Raw genomic sequence first — 19,455 nt, forward strand, 5'->3', positions numbered from 1 at the left:
GGTCCACCACGTCGCCGCTGTCCTCGACTACGTACTTGTCGGCACCGGCGCCGCCCCGCATCACGTCTCCGCCCGTGCCCCCGTCGAGGGTATCCGCATTAGCTTCCCCCTCCAGGATGTCGTTGCCATCCTGACCGTAAAGCTTGTCGTTACTGGTACCCCCGCGAAGGGTATCGGCTCCTCCACCGCCGTACAACGAATCGTCGCCCGCGTTGCCGATCAGGACATTGTTTCCCTCGGTGCCAACGATCTTGTTGCCGAGGTCGTTGCCCTCGCCCTTGATCGCGCTCCCCGTCAATGAAAGGTTCAGGTCGCCGTTCGCCAGGGTGAAATCCCTGGCCGAAACGGTGTTCTTCACGGATTGCCGGCCGGGTCCGGTTGCAACGTCCCCGTTCGACGGTACGCCCGGTTCCGTCCCGGTCCCCTCTGTCCCGCCCCCCTCGGGCGGAGCCGGCGGGTGTTCGACGGGCTGCCCTAAGACGGGGGCGCCCTCGTCTGTCCCCGTGCTATCGGGATCGCGCTGATCCAGCGATCCGCCATTGGCGGCCTGGCCAAAAAAGAAGTCGGACAGGCTGAGCTGGCCGGTCAGGTTCATGAAGCTGATGGTTCCTTTCTGTGAGAACAGGGACAGGACCAGCGCCGTGCCTGCCCACGTGATCTCGATATCCGAGAACGAAAGGCCCGATCCGCGAAAGTCGATCTTGTCGCCGCCGATCTCGAAATCCTTAATAATGTCGTTCCCGAAATCGGGGGCGCCGAAAACGAACAGATCGCTTCCGCCGCCGCCGATCAGGGGGTCGTCCCCGAAGCCGCCGACGAGCGTGTCGGCGCCGTCGCCGCCCATGAGCGTATCGTCGCCCGCCAAGCCGAGGAGCACGTCGTTGCCCCGCATCCCCATCAGCTGGTTGGCGCCCCCGTTGCCGTAGATCGTGTCATGCCCATCGCCGGTGACCGCGTTCTCGATAACGCTCGCTCCGACGCTGAAGGTCGCGCCCAAGCCGAGATCCGATTTCGCCCCGGCGCGGAGATCGACCACCCCGTTCGTCGTGAGGCCAGATGCGTTAATCCAGTCGACGCCGCCGTCGACGTCCTTGAGGAGTCCACGGCCGGAATCCCACGCGAGTGCCTTGGCGAAATCGCTTGTAAGATGATAGACGTCGCCCGTCGTCGCCGCGCTGCCGTACCCGTCGAACGAAAAGCTTTTCAACTCGCCGGCGGCACCGCCGTTCGTGTCAACGATCCGAACGGTCCAGTCGCCCTTCGACACCTCGCCCCGGAGCGCTTCTGACCCGAAGGTCCAGGTCCAGTTCGTGGCCGCGAACGCCGCCCCACCGGTATCCTGGAGGATCGTCGTCGTGCCTTCGGGCGACACGAGTTCGATCCGCAGGTCGGCGACGTTCGGATGTGTCAGGGTGAGCGTTAGGTCCGCGTGTTCGAGGGCGATGGCGTCGCTGACATGGAAGGAGAACTGCACGGAGCCGTCGATCTTCAGGGCGGCCTTGTCCTGTGCGGTGACGTGCGCCTCGTTCGCGGATGTTTGGCTCGCAGAGAATTGCGACCAGACCTCGGCGAAGCGCACGGCTTCGAACGCATCCACGCGCCCGAACCCCACGTCGTTCGAGTAGTGAAGGCCACCGCCGTTGACATTGTCGGCGGCATTGATCGTCCATCCGAACGCCATGCGACCCGCCGCCTCGCCCTTAAGGCTCGCTATCCCGGTGTGCTCAGCCGTGATCGCGAGGATGCTCTGGACATCACGCCAGCCGAGCCCCTGATTGGCGTCGAGCATCAGATTGACAACGCCCGTCACCACGGGGGCAGCTGCTGACGTTCCGCCGAAGGTGGCCGTGTAGCTCCCCTTCTCGTATCCGCTCACCCCCGTCGCGTCGGTGGTCGTCAACCCTATCTTACCCTCGGACGAGGGGGCGGAGACGAGCAGGCTCGCACCGCGATTCGAGTACGACGCGACGTTCCCGTCCTGGCCCAGCGCTCCAACCGTGATCGTATGACGGGACTGGCTAAACTCGGCCGTGTTCGTGTCGATATGGTTGGAGGCCCAATCGTTGCCGGCCGAGTTGACGATGATGGTGCCGAGAGTGCCGCGGCCGGTTTCGGCGGCTCCGGCGAGCGCGCTGACGAACTGATCACCGAAGGAATTTTCTTGCGACGCATTGTCAGCGTACTTGACGGCCCCCCAATTCCAGGAGTTGTTCACTGTGTCGAACTTGGCCATCTGTTTTACGGCCTCGATCATGTTCTTGCCGGCGACGCCACCGAAGATGTTCACCGCAGTCAAGGTCGAACCGTAGGAAACGCCGACACCGCCGACGCCGTTGGCCTGTCCTACGATGAGGCCGGCGACCGCCGTTCCATGGGCGGCAATCCCCAGCGACGGGTCTGCTTGGGTCCCGTTGATGATCAGCTCCAGAGAAGCGTCGTAGCCCCCCTTGAGATCCTCGTGGTTTTTATCGATCCCCGTATCGTAGATGGCCGTATGAACGCCGCTGCCATCGTATTCGGACCAGATCCGTTCGATGTTTCCGCCGAGAGCCTTCAGGTGCCACTGACTATTGTATAGCGGATCTATCAACTTGACGGCTGGCATCGATCTTACACCCACATCGAGACTGTGTTCTCTGGAACCACAGATACCGAGTGGGTTTTTGGATCGAATAAATCAGATCCGGATGATTTTATCGATTCTCGTTTATGGCTAGGGAAATCCAATCTTTTCAGGCTATGGTTTATAGGCTTCGTCGGGCAGACACATTACGAGCTATAGTCCTGGGCCATTTCGGTCCATAGCTCCCGTGCGGATCGACGCGATGGTGGGGGGAAGCCCATTTGGCGGCCATCGGATACGGCCGCTCACCAGTTCAGCGGGCTGGGTGTCCGTCTCTGGGACGGCCGGGTGCCATCCCCCAAATCCACGGCCGGCCGCAAACGTCCCCTCACCGCGCTGCCGCTGGCAGCAGCGTTCAGACCGTCTGCGAGGGCTGGGCGGGGGGGCGACGGTTGCGCTGTAGAATTTGGAGCTTGACCCTGCGGAAGAGGACGAGGGCCGCCGATCCGATCAAGTGCGCAAAGTCGCGTGTCCTCCGCCGGCGCCCACCGAGATTGACGATCGCCCCGAGGACACCAGCGTGGGACTGGTTCAGTGTCTGTGCGAGTTCGCCAATCCTGTCGAGGGACGTCCTGCCGGGCTGGGCGACAAGCAGGTAGCCATCCAGGCAAGCGATCGGCGCACGGGGATCCATGCGGGTCGGCGGCGGCAAATCGACGATGACCAAATCGTAAGAGTTCCGTAACCCGCGGAACAGGGAAAGGGATCGGTCATCAGTGAAGAAGTCGATCGCTGTGATCGGACTCCCAACCGGTGCGATGGGGAGGATGTCGCAGCCATCGCAGAACGGGATTGCGATGCTGTGAACCTCCACGGTCCCGGACAGGGCCTGCGACAGGCCGACCCCACAGGTCCGCGCGGTAGATTGCGTGATCGAACCGGTGTGGTTCGCGTCCGCATCAATGAGCGCCGTCCTCCGTCCGCTTCGGGCAAAGGCGACGGACAGGTTGAACGCTAGCGTCGTACGACCTTCGACCGGCGCGGCGGAGGCAATTCCGATGACCACCGGCAGGTCCTCTCGCTTGCGAGCTAGATCCAACATGATTTTAATGTTTCGGAAGCTATCGGCAAACCCCGAATCTGGCACAGAGAACGCGTCCAACAGGGTCCCGTTCAGCTTAATGACGCCCTTGGAACGGCTCGGAATCTTCCCGAGGAGCTCGATACCGAAATCTCTCAGTTGGTTGCCGGACACGAACGGCCGACCGCCGGCGCTCTGCCGCACGATGGAAGCACCAATACCACCCAGGAGACCGACGAGACCCGCGAGCGCGATGATGAGCCTGCTCTTCGGGTGGCTCGGCTCGTTGGGAAGGACCGCCGCGTTGAGGATTCGCGATTCAGCCAGGGGAACCGACTGCTGCTGGATCGTCTCGGTCAGCTTCTGCAGGTACCCCGCATATACTAGCTTGTACATTTCGGCGACACTCTCGAGCTCCGAGAGATCCAGTTGCGCGCGACGTTGATCGACGATGTCGGTTCTTGCCCGGAAGTCCTGGACCGCGCGCGCCGCGCCGGTCGCCTGTTTGCGCAAGTCGGCGACCCGACCTTCAAGCCACTCGGCACCGACCTTTGCGGCTTCCGTCTTCGCGTTGATCTGGTCCGCCATGTACGCGGTCACGACGGCATTCGCTAGGCGCGTGGCCTTGCTGCGGTCTCTAGACTTGAAACTCACTTCGATAACGAAGCTCTGACCGATACGTTTGACGTTTAGACGGTTCCGGAACACACCAAGCAGATCGATTGCCGTCGGAGCCTTGACGGGGCTGGGGCCGGTGAACAGTTCGGCCATCTTGGTCCGCCAACCCTTGCTCGTCCCGCTGAACTCTGGATCGTTTAAAAGCTTTTGCCGCTCGATGACCGCCAGGGCGATCTTGTCGGAGCGCAGGATCTCCGCATGGCTCTCAAGGGTCGGATTGTCGCGTGTCGGGCTGACGCCGACGTCATCCCGCAACGATTGTACCTTGGGACTTTCAATAAAGACAGTAGCAATACTAGTAAATTGAGGCTTTGCACTCGCGAGATACAGAAAAGCGATGGTCAGCATTCCGACAAAACAAAGCAAGATGATCTTCGCATTCTGGCGTAGAAACGCAGCCAGATCGCGAATAGCAACCATCGCACCACCTCGCTCAAGCTCGATCGAACCTAAGTCGCGTTTGGCACGGAGGGGAGGTGAGCGATCAAGCATTGCATATCCGAGTGTCGAGGATATCATTTCCATTATCAGATCTCAGCGTATGCCTCCAGTCTCGGTCGTCGCGACGGTCAGCCGGTTCTTGACCGGAAGGATTATTCCGGCCCGAAGGGATCAATACGACGTTCACAATCCGCGCGTCCACTTCCGTCGCTCTTGGTCGTGTTGCGTCCGTCGTTATAATCCATCGCCGCGCCGTTGGAATGCGGTTTTGGAGCCGGCCCGGCCTGGGCGGTGCCGATCGTCGTAGCCACGGTCGACGGCGCTGTGTCTTTTGCGAACTCGCCTTTTGGACGCAGTGCCTTTGCGGAGCGCAGAGGGGGGGGGATGTCACCACCGGGGGAGTCACCGATACCGAACGAAGGCAGGCTTATGGAATCTGTCGGAGCCTTCACTGTTCGGGATCGCCTCCGCGTCGACCAGGCAAGCCCGATGTTACGAAAACGGCTCATGCCGATTCATGTTATAGCGCCGTGAGCAAGGTCCAAACGTTAGAGACGATAAGGCCTCGAGGAATAATTTCTCGATCCTCGGGCAGCCTCACCCTGATATCATGTTTCGCGAGAAGATTGCTGTCGTCCGAAGTCAGAACTTGCTTCCGATACGAAATCCGATTCTGGGCTTCGAAAATTGAACCTTCGTCCGTTCGGTATACGTAGTTTTATGGATTGAAAAATTCGTTGCGGGTCGTTAGGAGAAAATTAACAAAAACAGATCGCTGGTTTGGTACTTGTAAATATCTAAATTTTAATTCATGTTAATTTTTTGAGTACGATATCGTTTTTTAAGAAGGCAACTCGGGTAATTGGTGTTCTTGCTCCCTTACACTAGCTTACTACCTATAATTTAGTGTCCGATCATGACTTTCTAAGACGACGTTTCTGGTCGATGGCATGACTTTAAAATTGCTCGAAACGACTTTTCTAACTTGCCATGGCTCTTCAGATGATTGGTTGGATAGCAAGTGAGGCAGATCGCAACTGACGGCTTCGAGGCTCCCCAAGCCTGTGCTCCAGGCGCTGTTCCAATGCTTCAGTGGCTTCAAATCGATAAACTCGTGGTTGACATGTCCTACCAGCGTCCGATCGTAGGGCGCGGGCGGATCAACGTTGCGCGGATAGCGCGGGACTTCAGGTGGACGTTCTTCGCGCCGGTCGTCGTCTCGCCCATTGAAGGTGGGTACTTCGCGATCATCGACGGACAGCATCGTACGACCGCGGCCGCGGTCTGCGGGTTCGATAGCGTGCCCTGCCAGATCGTCATCGCCGCCCATGAGGAACAGGCCGCGGCCTTCAAGGCCATCAACGGGGTCATCACGCCCATCACGCCAATGGCGCTCTACGCGGCGGCGCTGACGGCGCGCGAGCCGTGGGCCATCGAGATAACCAACATCTGCGCCGAGGCGGACGTGGTCCTGCTCCGTTATCCGATCGCTTCTGACCGGCAACTCGTCGGTCAGACGATGGCAGTTGGGGCGCTGCGGGCGTGTCTTCGTTATTACCAGCACAAGAATCTCGTCGTAGCGCTGAAATGCATCACGCGTACCGACAACAACAAACCTGGGATGCTTTCCGCTCGTCTCATCAAGGCGCTGTGCGAGGTCGTATCGAGCTTCTCCGATCTTCCCAATTACGAAGAGCGCATGCTGGATGCCGCCAACGACATAAATATCGAGCGTATCGTCGAAGCATGTTCAAAGGAGGGCCGCGACACCGGCAAGGGGCCGACCAGTTCGCTCGCGGAGGAGATGCGCCGAAACTTCGCGCGTCTGATCAGCCGTCACGACGTCGCGAGTCAACGGACGACCTCCGCCGAGGCTCGATAACCCACCGGTACCGAGGTGACCGATGTCTTCGAAGGGGCTCGGGGCATCGCGTGGGCCGCTTGTCGCTTCGCCACGCGGGTCCGTCCGGGTCGCCGTGGCCGGAGCGTTCGGCGCTGGATGCCCTGGCTTGCCGAATGCCATCAGGTCGCAGGACCACCGCTCGGCCCAACGGAGAGACGGCGACCGGCCGTTGGCAAGGATAGGTTTGCGTGTAGGGGGCGTCATCCCGGTTTCACGAAGGTCTCGGCGATCCCCTGGCCGATTGGGGTTTCTCGCGCGGGAGTCGACGTTGCGGGTCCGTCCGAGGCACGGATCGCGTCTCCGTACTTAACAAGGCAAGCTTCTCGTCAAGTAAATTGCCGCACGAGTGGCGGTGGCGACCAACTAAAAATTGCTTAATGTTCGGTATATTGAGAATATTTATGCCGCTTCTATAATACTGTTTCAGCGACTACTATATCTTTTTCACAAAAATGAAGCATTAAAAGCGTAGATCCTCTTTTCGCCATTTTTTCCTATCAATTCCATACGAAGATCGCCACTATTTTTCTCAATTTTCTAGAAATGTGGCATACACCGCTGGTCATGGACGACGGTCGTGATTTTCGTGAGCAGATACGAACCAAACTGAAAGACCCTCCGGGAGGTTTTTCACCGCGGCGGCCACAGCCCCTCGTGCGGGTATTCGGAGTATTGGATTTTGTTAGTTGCAGCGGCCTGCCGGTCCCGATTGAAAGCGTCGAGCGGCCTTGCGCCTGACACTAGCATCGTGGCGCGTGTGTGCGAACAGAGGTTGGAGCCGTGAATAGGGCGTCGGATGCCCAGGAGATCAGGAATGCCCTTGGCAGGTGTCGAATGGCATTTCTATTCGTTGCAATTACAAGTGGATTGATCAATATTCTGTATTTGACCGGATCGTTCTTCATGTTGGAAGTGTACGATCGGGTCATACCAAGTAGATCCATTTCGACCTTGCTTGGGCTTTGCGTCCTGGCGATCATTCTCTACGCGTTCCAGGGCATCTTCGAGACGTTGCGAGGCCGGATGCTCGGGCGCGTTTCCGTGGCCTTGGACGAGGCGCTGGCACCCCGCATCTTTGATGTCGTGGCGCGGTCACCGTTAGAGGGTGCTTCCCACAATGACGGGGCCTTGCCAGTCCGAGACTTCGATCAAATCCGGTCCTTCGTCGCGGGACCCGGCCCGAGCGCGTTTTTCGATCTGCCCTGGATGCCTGTCTACATCGTGATCTGCGCTCTGTTCCACCCGCTGATCGGCGTCGCGGCTGTCGTCGGACTCGTCATCCTGCTCCTGCTGACCCTATTCAGCGACTGGGCGACGAGCGGGCATATAAAGGAGAGTTCGCAGGTCGGGTCCCAGCGCTACCTCCTCGCCGAGTCGGGGCGCCGCAACGCCGAGGTGTTGGCTGCCATGGGGATGCGACGGCGCTTCGGGGCGCGTTGGGTGCAGATTAACCGCGAATACCTTGCCCTGAACCAGGGCGTGTCGGACGTGGGCGGCAGCATCGGTGCCGCCACCAAAGTCTTTCGGATGAGTCTCCAATCGGGTGTCCTCGCCCTCGGCGCTTACCTCGTCATCAACAATCTTGCCTCCGGCGGCGTGATCATCGCAAGTTCTATCCTGGTCGCGCGCGCGCTCGCGCCTGCTGAAATGGTCATCGCCAACTGGAAGGGCTTCATCCAGGCGCGCCAATCCTGGAAGCGCTTGGGGGACATTCTCGTCCGGCACGCACCCGAGCGGGACCTGCAGACCCTTCCGGCTCCGAGCCAAAATATTTCAATCGAGAACGTTAGCATCACCCCGCCCGGATCACGCCGCATCGTGATCCAAAGCGCGACCTTCTCCCTCCAGGCGGGACAGGGACTCGGGGTCATCGGCCCGTCCGCCTCCGGCAAATCCTCGCTCGTGCGAGCCATGGTTGGGATCTGGCCCTGTGCGAACGGTTCGGTGCGCATCGACGGCGCCGCGCTCAATCAGTGGAACTCGCACGATCTTGGGCCGCATATCGGCTTCCTTCCGCAGGAGGTCGAGTTGTTTGCCGGTACGATCGCTGAAAACATCACTCGCTTCGAGCCGGATGCTACGCCAGTCAGCATCATCGCGGCTGCCCAGGCAGCTGGGGTGCATTCGCTGATCCTGCGGCTTCCCGAGGGGTATGACACCGTGATCGGCGATGGCGGCCTCGGGCTGTCCGCCGGCCAGCGGCAGCGAGTTGGGCTAGCCCGCGCCCTGTACGGCGATCCCTTCCTCGTCGTCTTAGACGAGCCGAATGCTAATCTCGACCAAGAGGGTGAGGACGCCCTGACCGTGGCCATCTTGAGCGTTCGTCGGCGTGGCGGCATCTGTGTCGTGGTGGCCCATCGCCCAAGTGCACTGGCGGCGCTCGATACGGTAGTGCTGATTTCCGAAGGAAGGATCCAGGCGTTCGGGCCAAAGGACGAGGTGCTTAAGCGCGTCATGAAGCAAGCCGCGCCGTCCGAGCCTTCGGAGGCCGACGCGGATCGCGCCCAGGCACGTCCGAACGTCCAGATCCGTGCGGACGGCGTGCCTGCCGCCCTGACACTACAGGAGCGCGCGTGATGTCCGCAACGAGTCTCACCCCGGCGACGTCCAGCACACGCGTTGCGCTCTTCGCGCCGGCGCGCGCGACCGTCGCGTTCCCGGCGCATCAGGCCCAGAAATCGCTCCGCCGCCACATGGCCCTGGTCGCACTCATGTGGGCGGTGCTTGTGGTGGGCATCGGCGGCTGGGCCGTCTTCACCTACATCTCTGCCGCCGTGATCGCGCCGGGGCAACTGGTTGTCGAATCCGACGTCAAGAAGGTCCAGCACCCGACCGGCGGCGTCGTGGGCGAACTGCTCGTGAGGGAAGGTTCCCGCGTCAAGGCGGGCGACGTCCTAATCCGCCTCGATCAGACCCAGACCCGGACCAACCTCGACATTATCCTCAAGGCGATGGACGAGCTGGCGGCCCGGCGGGCCCGGAACGAAGCCGAGCGCGACGGCGCGAAGTCCATCACGTTCCCCCCCGACCTGATGGAAAAGGTCGCGACGGAACCCGCCATCGCGCACCTGATCGACGGCGAGACGCGCCTGTTCAAGACTCGCCTGTCCGGCCGCGAGGGCCAGAAGGCGCAGCAGCGCGAACGCATCGGCCAGCTGCGCCAGGAGATCATTGGACTAAAGAAACAGACCGTCGCCAAGGATCGCGAGATCACCCTGATCTCGCAGGAACTTAAGGGGCTGCACGAACTCTTAGCAAAGAACCTCGTATCGTATTCCCGCGTAACGGCGCTCGAGCGCGATGCCGCTCGCCTAGAAGGCGAGCGCGGCCAGCTCTACGCATCGATCGCCTCGACTGAGGGCAAGATGACCGAGATTGATCTTCAGATCTTCCAGGTCGATCAGGACATGCGGACGGAGGTCAGCCGCGACCTAGCCGAGATCCGGGGCAAGTGGTCCGAAGCAATCGAGAAGAGGTTCGCCGCGCAGGATCTCCTCGCGCGCATCGACATGCGGGCGCCGCAAGACGGAACCGTCCACAACCTCACGGTGCATACGATCGGCGGCCTTGTGTTTCCGAGCGAGCCGGCGATGCTGATCGTGCCGGAAGCCGATCAACTCGTGGTCGATGTCCGGATCAATCCCCAGGACATCGACAACGTCCGCGTGGAGCAGAAGGCGCTTCTGCGCTTCTCGGCCTTCAACATGCGCACGACTCCGGAAATCGAGGGCGAGGTATCCCGCGTCTCGGCCGACGTCACGCAGGATCCGAAGACTGGCGCGAGCTATTATCTGGCCCGGATTCGGATCTCGCCAGATCAGAAGGAGCGACTGCACGGTCTGCGCCTGTTGCCGGGCATGCCGGTCGAGACCTTCATGCAGATCGGAGAACGGACAGTCCTGTCCTATCTTACCAAGCCGCTCACCGATCAGATCGCAAAGACTTGGCGTGAGAAGTGAAGACTTGGCGTGAGAAATGCAAAGGCGGTGCGAGAAGTAAGAGGTTTGCCACTGGGCCAATTGGGCGTCTGCGGATCTCGGTGGTAGCGGGAGGCGGTCGCGTTCCGGTCGGGCCTGCTCGCGCGCATGGAGACGCGCGTCGCGAGGACGGGATCTGGTGGGTTCCGCGCGCGGTAGCAGCAACCTCCGCGCTGCCCGCCATCCAGCCGCCGGACAGCGTCAGGGAGCCGGTAGTCGGATGCAAGCGGGGCGCTCTCGAAGCTGGACCACCCGCAATCAAAGTGGCCCGAGGACAATACCCGACGGGCTATCGCCGATCCGTCCGCCGGGTCGTGGTTCTGCGGCTATTCTTGAGTAGCTTGCCCATCAGGATGCCGACCGGAATTGACAGGAGCGTCCAAGTCCGGAGGACGTGGATCAAGAGGTGGAGGACGTGTCGCACGTATTCTGTTCCTTGCCTCGGGCATAACGTCACGCCGGGGGGGCGACGAGCATGCGCGTCAATGCTCTTTGTCTTCGGTCTGGTATCCAGATGCGATCGCGGTTCCCAGTTCGCCGAAACGTGGCCTGTAGTGGTGTGAGTCTAACACTTGATGCCCGCGCTTTGCGACCTGGATGACGTTATCTGGGTCGGCAGACCAGACGAAGGGCTTCGGATCGCCGTTGCTCTTCGTGATGAAGCGCTTGATGGCCGCCTGCACCTCGACCGGTGTTCCGAACACGCCGCGTCGGAGCCGGCGTTTTCCGTGCGGCTTGCTCGGGCGTGATGTAGCCGAGGGCCGAGTGGTAGATGAGGGCAGCCCCCGGTCTTTACCGTTGGGTGGACATCATCAAGGCGACCGACGTCAGCTCGGTCCGTATGTGATGGCGCATTGACCAGCCGACGATCTTGCGGGTGGCGAGATCGAGCACGACGGCCAGGTAGAGCCAGCCCTCACCGGTGGGCAGGTAGGTGATATCGGCCAGCCAGACCGTGTTGGGCATCGCGGCCAAAAACTGTTGCTTCAGGAGTTTGACTGCGATCGGCAGGTCGTGCCGGCGGTCGGTCGTGCAGGTCCGGAATCGACGCCCTGACAGGACCTGAAGGCCTTGACTGCGCATCAGACGCTCCACCCGCCCACGACTGACTGTTCGGCCCTCTGCCCGCAGGGCAGCATGCACCCGAGGCGAGCCGTAGCACCTGTTATGCCCGGTGTAGATACGCCGGACATCGTCGAGGAGTTGACGGTTCGACACCGACCGGGCGCTCTCGGGGCGTGACCGACAGCCGTAATAGCCGCTGGGGGAGACTCCGAGCACGCGGCACATGAGACGCACCGGCAAGGTGCTCTCATGCTGCTCGATGAAGGGGAACATCACCTGGGCATCTCGGGAAAGATGACGATCGCTTTTTGCAGGACGTCGCGTTCCATGCGCGCCCGCTCGAGTTCACGTTGCAGACGGGCGATCTCGGCCGCCTGATCGGACGGGGATCCCACCGGGCTCATCGGGACGGATCCTGATGATCCTGCCGGTCGCGACAGGGGAGAGACACTCATCAGCGCCGTGCGGCACTGCCTCAGCATGGAGGGTTGGTTCCCAAGTTCGGCTGCGATCTGCATCTGCGGCCGGCCGCTGCTCTCCAGCAGGGCCACCGCCTTGCGTTTGAACTCCGGGGTGAACTCGCGTCTCGTCTTGGCCATCAAACACCTCCTGCGCCCGCAACGAGCGTATCAGAGGTGTCCGCGAAATCGGGGGAGGATCAGGATAGCGGTCACCGGCTTAGGGGTCACACCAATGACGCTGTCCGAAGCGATCGTCTTAACCTGATTCGGCGTCAGGTCCTGCTGACACGAGTAGCTGACACTTTTCAACCGGACATGTGATTCCCACTGACGGTGCAAGCCCGTTGAAGATGTGGTAACCATTGCGACATCATACGGAGCGTCGGAGCCGACGAGGGCTTGACGGACCTCCAGGCAGATGGAGCGAGCCCACAGTGGAACCAGACGACGATCCGCTTTGGTATGACCGCGTTGAATCCGACGACTCTATAGGCGCTTTGGAGATGGCATTGATCGCTGCCTTCGCCGTAGCCGAGTTTTTCCACGCAACTGTTATGGCGCTGTCCCGCATCTTCATATTGCGCGGATCATTTCCGTTCATTTAGTGTCTGAAGCGAGCCAAAATACTACCGATGCCGTAGTTTCATGATTCATGTTCGCCGTATTCTGCGTGGAGGCGATGCTGGCAGATCTGTTTTAGCTTTCGGATGAGCAGTGGACTGTGATCGGGTCGTTCATGCCGGTCAACCAACCCGGCCCCGAGCGCAAAGACGACCGGAAGAACATCTCGGGCATCCTGTATGTGCTCACCTCGAGCTGTCGCTGATGGGGTTGCCCAGCTAAACATACGCCCGCACCGTTAGTAAGGCTGCCTACTTCCGCTTCCCGTACCGGCGGCGCCAGGGGTTGGCTTCCTGAACGATCCAGACGCTAATCCGAAGATAGGCAAGCCAGACCAAAAGAATGCGGCGGATCCCCGTTGGTGCGCTGTCTTCGTTCACAGTCGGTCCCCTATAACTTCTGCGGTCAATGCACAAGCTAGGTCGGGGACAGCATCGGTTCGATTGTTCTGTCGCAAGTTTTAGGTTGCCATGAAGCGCTTGGCGACCTCCCTGAAATGAGCCCCTTGGCCTGACGGGCAATCTCCGCGCATTGGCTATCCGTCGCGAGACGCGCGAGCCGCAACAGGTTCCGTCCGTACCCCTTTTCAGTTTTCAACCTACGCGCCGCCGCCTCACACGGCCGAACACGCGCGTCCGCTCCCCTTCACGCAGGCCAGCGATCCGCGCAGGCCGCGATGATGCCCCAACCCGTCCCGCTCGCGCGTGGCGGGTTTTTCTATGGACGACACACAAGGAGGACCTGATCGTGCTTGGCAAGCCAGCGGATACGCGGGCCGTGAGCGCAGAGGCCTCGGAAGCGACGTAAGCTCCCGCCGGCGGCCAAGTCACCGAAGGCGAGATCGACGTCACGACGCCACGAAAAGATCCGGCCGTTGATGTCGACATCGCCCGACTGATATCGGCGTGGCGTCAGCCCGAGGTAGGCGCCTACATCCTGCGAACGTCGAAAGCGATGAGGATCCTCGATCGTCGTGACGAAGCTGATCGCATTGATAGGACCCACGCTTGGCGTCGTCATCAGGAGCCGGCAGATTTTGTTCTGACGTCCAATACGCGCAAGCTGCTTTGCGATGCCGTGACTGCGTTCCTGGATCGTGCCCAGAATGTTCAGGAGTGTCTCGAAGAGTGAGCTTAGGATCGGATCGTCGGGCAGCTGGGCTCGAACCTGCCTAGCGAAAGTCCCGCCTTTGCCCGGCCCGATCAGGATCCCGAAGGTCTTTGCCAACCCGCGGATTTTGTTGATGAGCGCCGTCCGCATGCCGACCAGCTGGTCGCGGGTGATCAGGAGGGCACGCAATCGATGGGTCTCAATCGACCGCACGGCTACCGGTCGATACCATCCCGNCCGCCGTCCGCATGCCGACCAGCTGGTCGCGGGTGATCAGGAGGGCACGCAATCGATGGGTCTCAATCGACCGCACGGCTACCGGTCGATACCATCCCGAGCGAACCAGGCGTGCCAGTCCTAGGCTCCGGACTCATAACCAATAGCTGACGGTTGCCGCGATGCAGACGGCAGCGAGATAGTGGGTTGCGAGCCTGTCGTATCGTGTGGCGATGCGACGGAAGTCCTTGATGCGGCCGAACATGCGCTCGATGGCATTGCGGCCCTTGTAGAGGACTGGCGAGAAGCACGGCTTCCAGCGCCGGTTGGACTTTGGCGGGATGTCGGGAGCGGCTCCCGTCGCCTCGATCTGCCGGCGGATGGCATCGCTGTCGTAGCCTTTGTCGGCGAGCAGGATACGGCACCGAGGCGAACGCTCGAGGAGCAAGGCTCCTGCCTTGCAGTCCGCGACCTGTCCGCCTGTCAGCAGGAAAGCGAGCGCGCGGCAGAACCGGTCGGTGAGCGCATGGATTTTGGTCGTGCGCCCGCCGCGCGAGCGGCCGATGGCCTGATTGTGCTCCCCCCCTTTCCGCCGCATGCGCAGCGATGCGCTTTCACGGCCGAGGAATCGATGAGCACCTGTGAGGGTGGACCGCCAGCCTTGGCCAGGATCTCGAACAGATTGGTCCAGACGCCCTTGGCCGCCCAGCGCCTGAACCGGTTGTAGAGCGTCTTCTTCGGACCATAGACCTCGCGCGGTGCATCCGCCCAACGCCCGCCCGACTTCAGCACCTGGATGATGCCGCTGATCACCCGACGGTCATCGACGCGTTCCTTGCCGCGCGTATCTGTCGGTAAGTGCGGCTCAATCTTCGCAAACTGTGCGTCCGTCAGCCAAAACTCGTCCATCCGGTCTTCCTCCACGGCAAACGAATCACAGACACTCCTGCCAAGCCAAATTTATGGGTCCGGAGCCTAACGCGTTGTTCCGATCCGTCTTGTTCATCTGCAACTTGAGAGCTGCAGCCGCATGCCTCGCATGAAGGGAGACGATTGGCAGCCCCCGCTCGTTGAGGGCATGCCAAAGCCAAACCGTAAGGGGATCCTGTCTCGATCCCGACCTTCACGGCGCCGGGTGCCCTACGCTTTAAAACGGCCGCGATAACCTTGGGATCGGTCCGCGACGTTCCAGCCCACACACGCTCGCCCGCGTCATCGGGGACGAAGATCGCGGTCTCCTTCATCGAGATGTCCAGTCCAACATAGCAGGTCATCTTGTGTCCTCCTCTTCAGGGGACGACAGGCTACCCCGAGAGCCACGCCCTCAATTACGCCATGTGGTTCACCTCCCAGCCCTCCCGTCGCAACAGGATGTACAGCCGCCGATAGCCATAGCGCACCCGCGCGGCGGCCAACTCCTTCAACCGCATCCGCAGCGCGACCTGAGGGTCGGATCGCTTCCTGTAGCGCTGGGACGAACGGCCGAAGCCGGTAGCCAGACAGGCCCGACGCTCGCTGATCCCGTAGGCCACCTGCAGATGACCGGCGACCTCGCGGCGAGCGGCGGGCCTCACCACTTTTGCTGACGCTGTCCTTCGGGTCGCTTAAGGACGTCCTGCAGCATGGAGCGGTCCAGCGTCAGGTGGGCGACCAGCCGCTTGAGCTTGCCGTTCTCGTCCTCCAGCTGCTTGAGCCGTCGGATCTCCGGCACGCCTATGCCAACGAACTGTTTCTTCCAGCGATAAAAGGTCGGCTCAGACACGCCCATCTTCCGGCAGACCTCGTCCACCGTGGCGCCATTCTCCGCCTGCCGCAGGGCGAAGGCGATCTGTTCATTCGTGAAGCGTCTGCGAGGCATGGCATCCACCCTCCTTCAGGGTTCAGGATGCCCTAAAAACTTGCGCTCAGCGCGGACCAGTTTGCTGGGGCAGGGTCAATCACGCCTGCACCTTTCGTGACCCACACAGCCGTTCAAAGACCACGCAGAATGAAAAATAGTTACATTTTCTTTCGCATAAAACCTAAATTTATATTATATTGCTATGAACAAGTGAGGTGATACCACGTTGATAAACTCTTCATCCCCTACGTTCAGGGTGATCGGTGAAACAGTACGGGATCGTCATTATGCACTGGACCGCAGTTTGCCTTGCCACTTACGCAATCGGCTTCGTCGAGTTCTGGCGCCTCTGCCAGACTGCACCGGTAATGCCAGAAGGGTTGGTATTACCGGTATCATCACCAGGCTAGTGCACTGACTCACACGGATAGTTCAGGGGCTCAGCTGTGGGCGTCGAAGATCGCAGGGGCGGGTTTGGTCCACGCGAAGGGTCTTGGGCTTCGGTTGTGCTCGGCGATGTAGCGATTGATGGCTGCCGGAAGATCGACGACGCCGGTGAACGTGCCCCAGTGCAGGGGCCGACGGGTCAGGGCAGAGAAGAAGCCTTCGACGGCGTTGAGCCATCTCGACCTTCTGAGCAAAGGCTGGGTCGTGCGAGCGCTTGAACGTCCGGATCCGATGCGGTTGCAGGCGATGCTCCTGCCAGATCCGTTGCACGGAGCGCAGTGAGATCTCGACCCGCGCGGCGATGACTCGACCGGTCCAGTGTGTGACCTCGTCGGGGGGCTCCCAGCAGGTCAGTGCCAGCACCTTCGCCACCGTCCGTGTAGAATGTGGTGGAGTGCCAGGCGGGCGGGTCTTGTCGCGCAGCAGACCCTCAACGCCCTCCTCGGCAAAGCGTTGCTGCCAACGCCAGACGGCGGACCGACTGATGCTGGCCTGCCGAGCCAGTTCCTGCACAGGCAAGCGCTCGGCTGAAAGCAGGACGATGCGCGTCCGCAGGATGTGCTTGAGGGGTCGAGATCGGTCGCCGGCGATCGCGGCAAGTGCTGACTGGGTGGCATCGTCGAGGAGCATGCAGACGGTCTGAGCCATTGCCCAGGCTCGCATGCATCACCCGCCTCGTGAATCCTCAGACCGCGTCACTGCACTAGCGACTTCCACGCTGGGTAAGAACGGCCGGGATAGTACGCAGCATGATTACAACGTCGCGCCCAAAGCTCCAACGCGTCGCATAATCCAGATCGAGCGCAACTCGCTCGGCATACGCGCAATCGCTGCGTCCCGAGACCTGCCACAAACCGGTTACTCCAGGAGTAACCGAGAAGCATGTGTCAAAAGCAGAGCCGTAGCGCTCAATCTCGGCAGCAACGATCGGACGAGGCCCGACCAAGCTCATCTCACCAAGCAGGACGTTCACGAGCTGTGGCAATTCGTCGAGGCTGGTCTTGCGCAGCACTAGGCCAAGCGAGGTTACACGCGGATCGTTTGTGAGCTTGTGCGTCGCGTCCCATTCGCGCTGGGCCTCTGGGTTGGTAGCAAGATGCGCACGCAGCACTACATCCCCGTCCGAAACCATTGACCGAAACTTGAGGCAGCCGAAACGCTGACCTTTCCGTCCAATCCGCATATGACGAAAAATCGGGGACTTGCCGTCGCCCGCCCACACGAGCACGCCCAGCAATAGAAGCAATGGCAGGAGGAGGAGCAGTGCTGTCCCCGCGACGCCGATATCAAGGCTGCGCTTGCCGATGCGCTCCAGCCGCTGAGCCTTCTCCGCTGGAGACACCGCATGGTCAACAACCCCGGAAAGATGCTGCGATGCAATGACATTGGAGGAAATTAGATGGCTAGGCTCGCTCATCAAAATCACTCTCCTAAAAATTAACCCGAACTTGAATGGTTAAAAAATGACTAACGCAAACTTCATGCCGGGCGATTCCCCCCCCCCTCCCCTCCCCCCCCGACACAAGCGTGACCGCGCAATATCAGCAGACTGTGTCTCAATTGCTTGACCCCGACAAAACACAATCATTATGTTGTGAGAATAAAGTTTGAATGCTACTTATTCTATAAAATCGATGATAGATCGGATATAGTATTATAATCAGCTGAGATAGTATTTTGGCGGGCAGGATTTTTTCTTATTGTTGTCTTGTGCGGCGCAACAATTATGGCCGCGCTTGTGCTCTGGTTTGGCCTATTCTGGGGCTGAGTTGGGGGAGTTCTCGACGCACAACTCAGAGCCGCTTTTGGTATTATAATCGCCGTCGCGCTCAAATCTCGCGGTAAGAATCACTTAACTATAATTAGCCTCCAGTCCTGTTAGTTTCTCTCATGTGCTATTAATCTTGGGCCCGATAAGCCGACCATTAATAGGGTAAGCGCTGCAACAAAGTCGGCGGCACGCCCGTTGGATACTTAGTTTTTTGCGGCCCTTGCACCCTTAAATCCCACGGTTTCCCTCACTGAAGCACACCGGGGTAGCTTGGCTCATTGTACAGCTTGGAGCCGATCCGAGTAATGCTCTCGACGGCGGGGCCGGAGAGTGATTCACTCTACGACTATGAGGAGGCGATCGTGCGAGTCACAAGGTCGGGCGGCTTCACTCTGCGCAAGGTGCTCTACTCCGTCCGCTCACACCTGATCCGGCGCCGCCTTCGCGTGCGCCTCTACGACAACCGCCTCGCGCTGTTCCTGGGCGGGACCCCACTGCTGAAGTTACCCCGCGGGCGAGCCCATCTTGACGGTCGTCACGATCAAGTCGTGAACTAACGCCGCGTCATTCATGCCCTGCGCTGCAAGCCGATGGCACCGCTCAACCTCGTCTACCGCGATCGGCTCTTCCCGCGGGACGCATAGCGTCACGCCTTCGACGCCCTGCTGCAGGCCAGTCTCGAACGGCAAGCCGGCCGCATCTTGGTCGAACTCCTGTCGCTCGCCCACGAGCGGGGTTGCGAAGCCGAGCTTAGCCTCCTGGTCACCGCGGATCTGGAAGCCCTGCATCTGCCTGACCCAGCAGCCCTGCGTGCCGCCTTCGCACCGCACCTGGCCAGCATTCCCCATGTCACCGTCCATCTGGCGGCGCTAGAGCCATGCTCGCTCAGGTTGGATCATAGGCATCGTATCCAGCAGTGGTGGAATAGTTTCGGCATTCGTCAAGTCTTAAAGCCGTTGCTCGTCACCGTGGCCGTGGCGAACAAGAACTCGCGCATCGCGTGGGCCCTTTTAACGAAGGGCGAGATCTACCGAGCTCCGGCCGTCACGGCGTAGGCGGGACGGACGCGAGGCTGTCGGAGGGCGTGAGGAGGTCGACGGACAGGTATGGCGCAACGTTGGTGAGACGGAGTTGGGAGAACCAGGCGCACGGGGAGCGCTTCGAGTGCGCTGTAGTCATGTGGTCCCGACTCTCGCACTCCCATACGGGCCCGCGGCATGTAACCCGCCGCATCAGAGGCCGGACACATGGCAGCACCCGATCACGCACCGCACCCGTCCA

The 19,455-nt window shown here is 60.7% G+C and carries 7 protein-coding genes and 6 pseudogenes; 5 read left to right on the forward strand and 8 right to left on the reverse strand.

Going from position 1 to position 19,455, the window contains the following annotated elements; genetic code table 11:
* Nucleotides 1–2,605 (reverse strand): S8 family serine peptidase (locus ASF32_RS16630; protein ID WP_056430732.1); only part of this gene is annotated, 2,605 nt, incomplete at its 3' end.
* A 373-nt stretch (nt 2,606–2,978) separates the two neighbouring features.
* On the reverse strand, nt 2,979–4,814 hold the full coding sequence (locus ASF32_RS16635; protein ID WP_162239915.1) for a GNVR domain-containing protein: 1,836 nt from the start codon (nt 4,812–4,814) through the stop codon (nt 2,979–2,981).
* Nucleotides 4,815–5,886: 1,072 nt separating this feature from the next.
* Between ASF32_RS16635 and ASF32_RS16640 the strand changes: the two genes are divergently transcribed.
* The 3 genes from ASF32_RS16640 (at nt 5,887) to ASF32_RS16650 (ending at nt 10,625) form a co-directional block, all read left to right on the forward strand.
* Nucleotides 5,887–6,645: a ParB N-terminal domain-containing protein gene (locus ASF32_RS16640; RefSeq protein ID WP_056430738.1), complete on the forward strand. Its 759-nt coding sequence runs from the start codon at nt 5,887–5,889 to the stop codon at nt 6,643–6,645.
* Nucleotides 6,646–7,500: 855 nt separating this feature from the next.
* A complete protein-coding gene (locus ASF32_RS16645; protein ID WP_056430741.1) occupies nt 7,501–9,243 on the forward strand; it encodes a type I secretion system permease/ATPase in 1,743 nt (580 codons plus the stop codon).
* Between the two features lie 116 nt (nt 9,244–9,359).
* Entirely contained in the window at nt 9,360–10,625 is a 1,266-nt protein-coding gene (locus tag ASF32_RS16650; RefSeq protein WP_244483673.1) for an HlyD family type I secretion periplasmic adaptor subunit, read from the forward strand.
* Nucleotides 10,626–11,125: 500 nt separating this feature from the next.
* On the opposite strand, the pseudogene ASF32_RS16655 reads toward ASF32_RS16650, so the two are convergent.
* Together ASF32_RS16655 and ASF32_RS24715 are read right to left on the reverse strand one after the other, a co-directional pair.
* A pseudogene (locus ASF32_RS16655) lies at nt 11,126–11,368 on the reverse strand (hypothetical protein); the annotation flags it as partial.
* A gap of 70 nt (nt 11,369–11,438) precedes the next feature.
* Nucleotides 11,439–12,307 (reverse strand): annotated as a pseudogene (locus ASF32_RS24715) (IS3 family transposase); the annotation flags it as partial.
* A 583-nt stretch (nt 12,308–12,890) separates the two neighbouring features.
* On the opposite strand from ASF32_RS24715, the pseudogene ASF32_RS16670 reads away from it, so the two are divergent.
* Nucleotides 12,891–12,992, forward strand: a pseudogene (locus tag ASF32_RS16670) (IS5/IS1182 family transposase); the annotation flags it as partial.
* 1,278 nt (nt 12,993–14,270) lie between these two features.
* Here the strand turns inward: ASF32_RS16670 and ASF32_RS24720 are convergent.
* From ASF32_RS24720 to ASF32_RS16705, 4 genes and pseudogenes are all read right to left on the reverse strand, one after another.
* Nucleotides 14,271–15,025, reverse strand: a protein-coding gene (locus ASF32_RS24720; protein WP_156467855.1) for an IS5 family transposase whose coding sequence is annotated in 2 segments (ribosomal slippage) — nt 14,271–14,693 and nt 14,696–15,025 — 753 coding nt in all. Because the reading frame shifts where the segments join, the coding sequence is not laid out codon by codon here.
* A 428-nt stretch (nt 15,026–15,453) separates the two neighbouring features.
* A pseudogene (locus tag ASF32_RS25485) lies at nt 15,454–15,974 on the reverse strand (transposase); the annotation flags it as partial.
* Between the two features lie 422 nt (nt 15,975–16,396).
* Nucleotides 16,397–17,051 (reverse strand): annotated as a pseudogene (locus ASF32_RS16700) (helix-turn-helix domain-containing protein).
* Nucleotides 17,052–17,106: 55 nt separating this feature from the next.
* Nucleotides 17,107–17,820 carry a sugar transferase gene (locus ASF32_RS16705; protein WP_082490459.1) on the reverse strand — a complete coding sequence of 238 codons (714 nt, stop codon included), beginning with the start codon at nt 17,818–17,820 and terminating at the stop codon, nt 17,107–17,109.
* Between the two features lie 698 nt (nt 17,821–18,518).
* Between ASF32_RS16705 and ASF32_RS26625 the strand changes: the two are divergent.
* Nucleotides 18,519–19,046: pseudogene (locus tag ASF32_RS26625) on the forward strand (IS21 family transposase); the annotation flags it as partial.
* Nucleotides 19,047–19,455: the final 409 nt, after the last annotated feature.

The organism is Methylobacterium sp. Leaf91 (genome assembly GCF_001422815.1).
Classification (GTDB): domain Bacteria; phylum Pseudomonadota; class Alphaproteobacteria; order Rhizobiales; family Beijerinckiaceae; genus Methylobacterium.

Coding starts and splice junctions, on each gene's coding strand:
- ASF32_RS16635 (WP_162239915.1), bottom strand. CDS start 4,814: ATGCTTGATCGCTCACCTCCCCTCCGTGCCAAACGCGACTTAGGTTCG.
- ASF32_RS16640 (WP_056430738.1), top strand. CDS start 5,887: ATGTCCTACCAGCGTCCGATCGTAGGGCGCGGGCGGATCAACGTTGCG.
- ASF32_RS16645 (WP_056430741.1), top strand. CDS start 7,501: ATGGCATTTCTATTCGTTGCAATTACAAGTGGATTGATCAATATTCTG.
- ASF32_RS16650 (WP_244483673.1), top strand. CDS start 9,360: ATGGCCCTGGTCGCACTCATGTGGGCGGTGCTTGTGGTGGGCATCGGC.
- ASF32_RS16705 (WP_082490459.1), bottom strand. CDS start 17,820: ATGAGCGAGCCTAGCCATCTAATTTCCTCCAATGTCATTGCATCGCAG.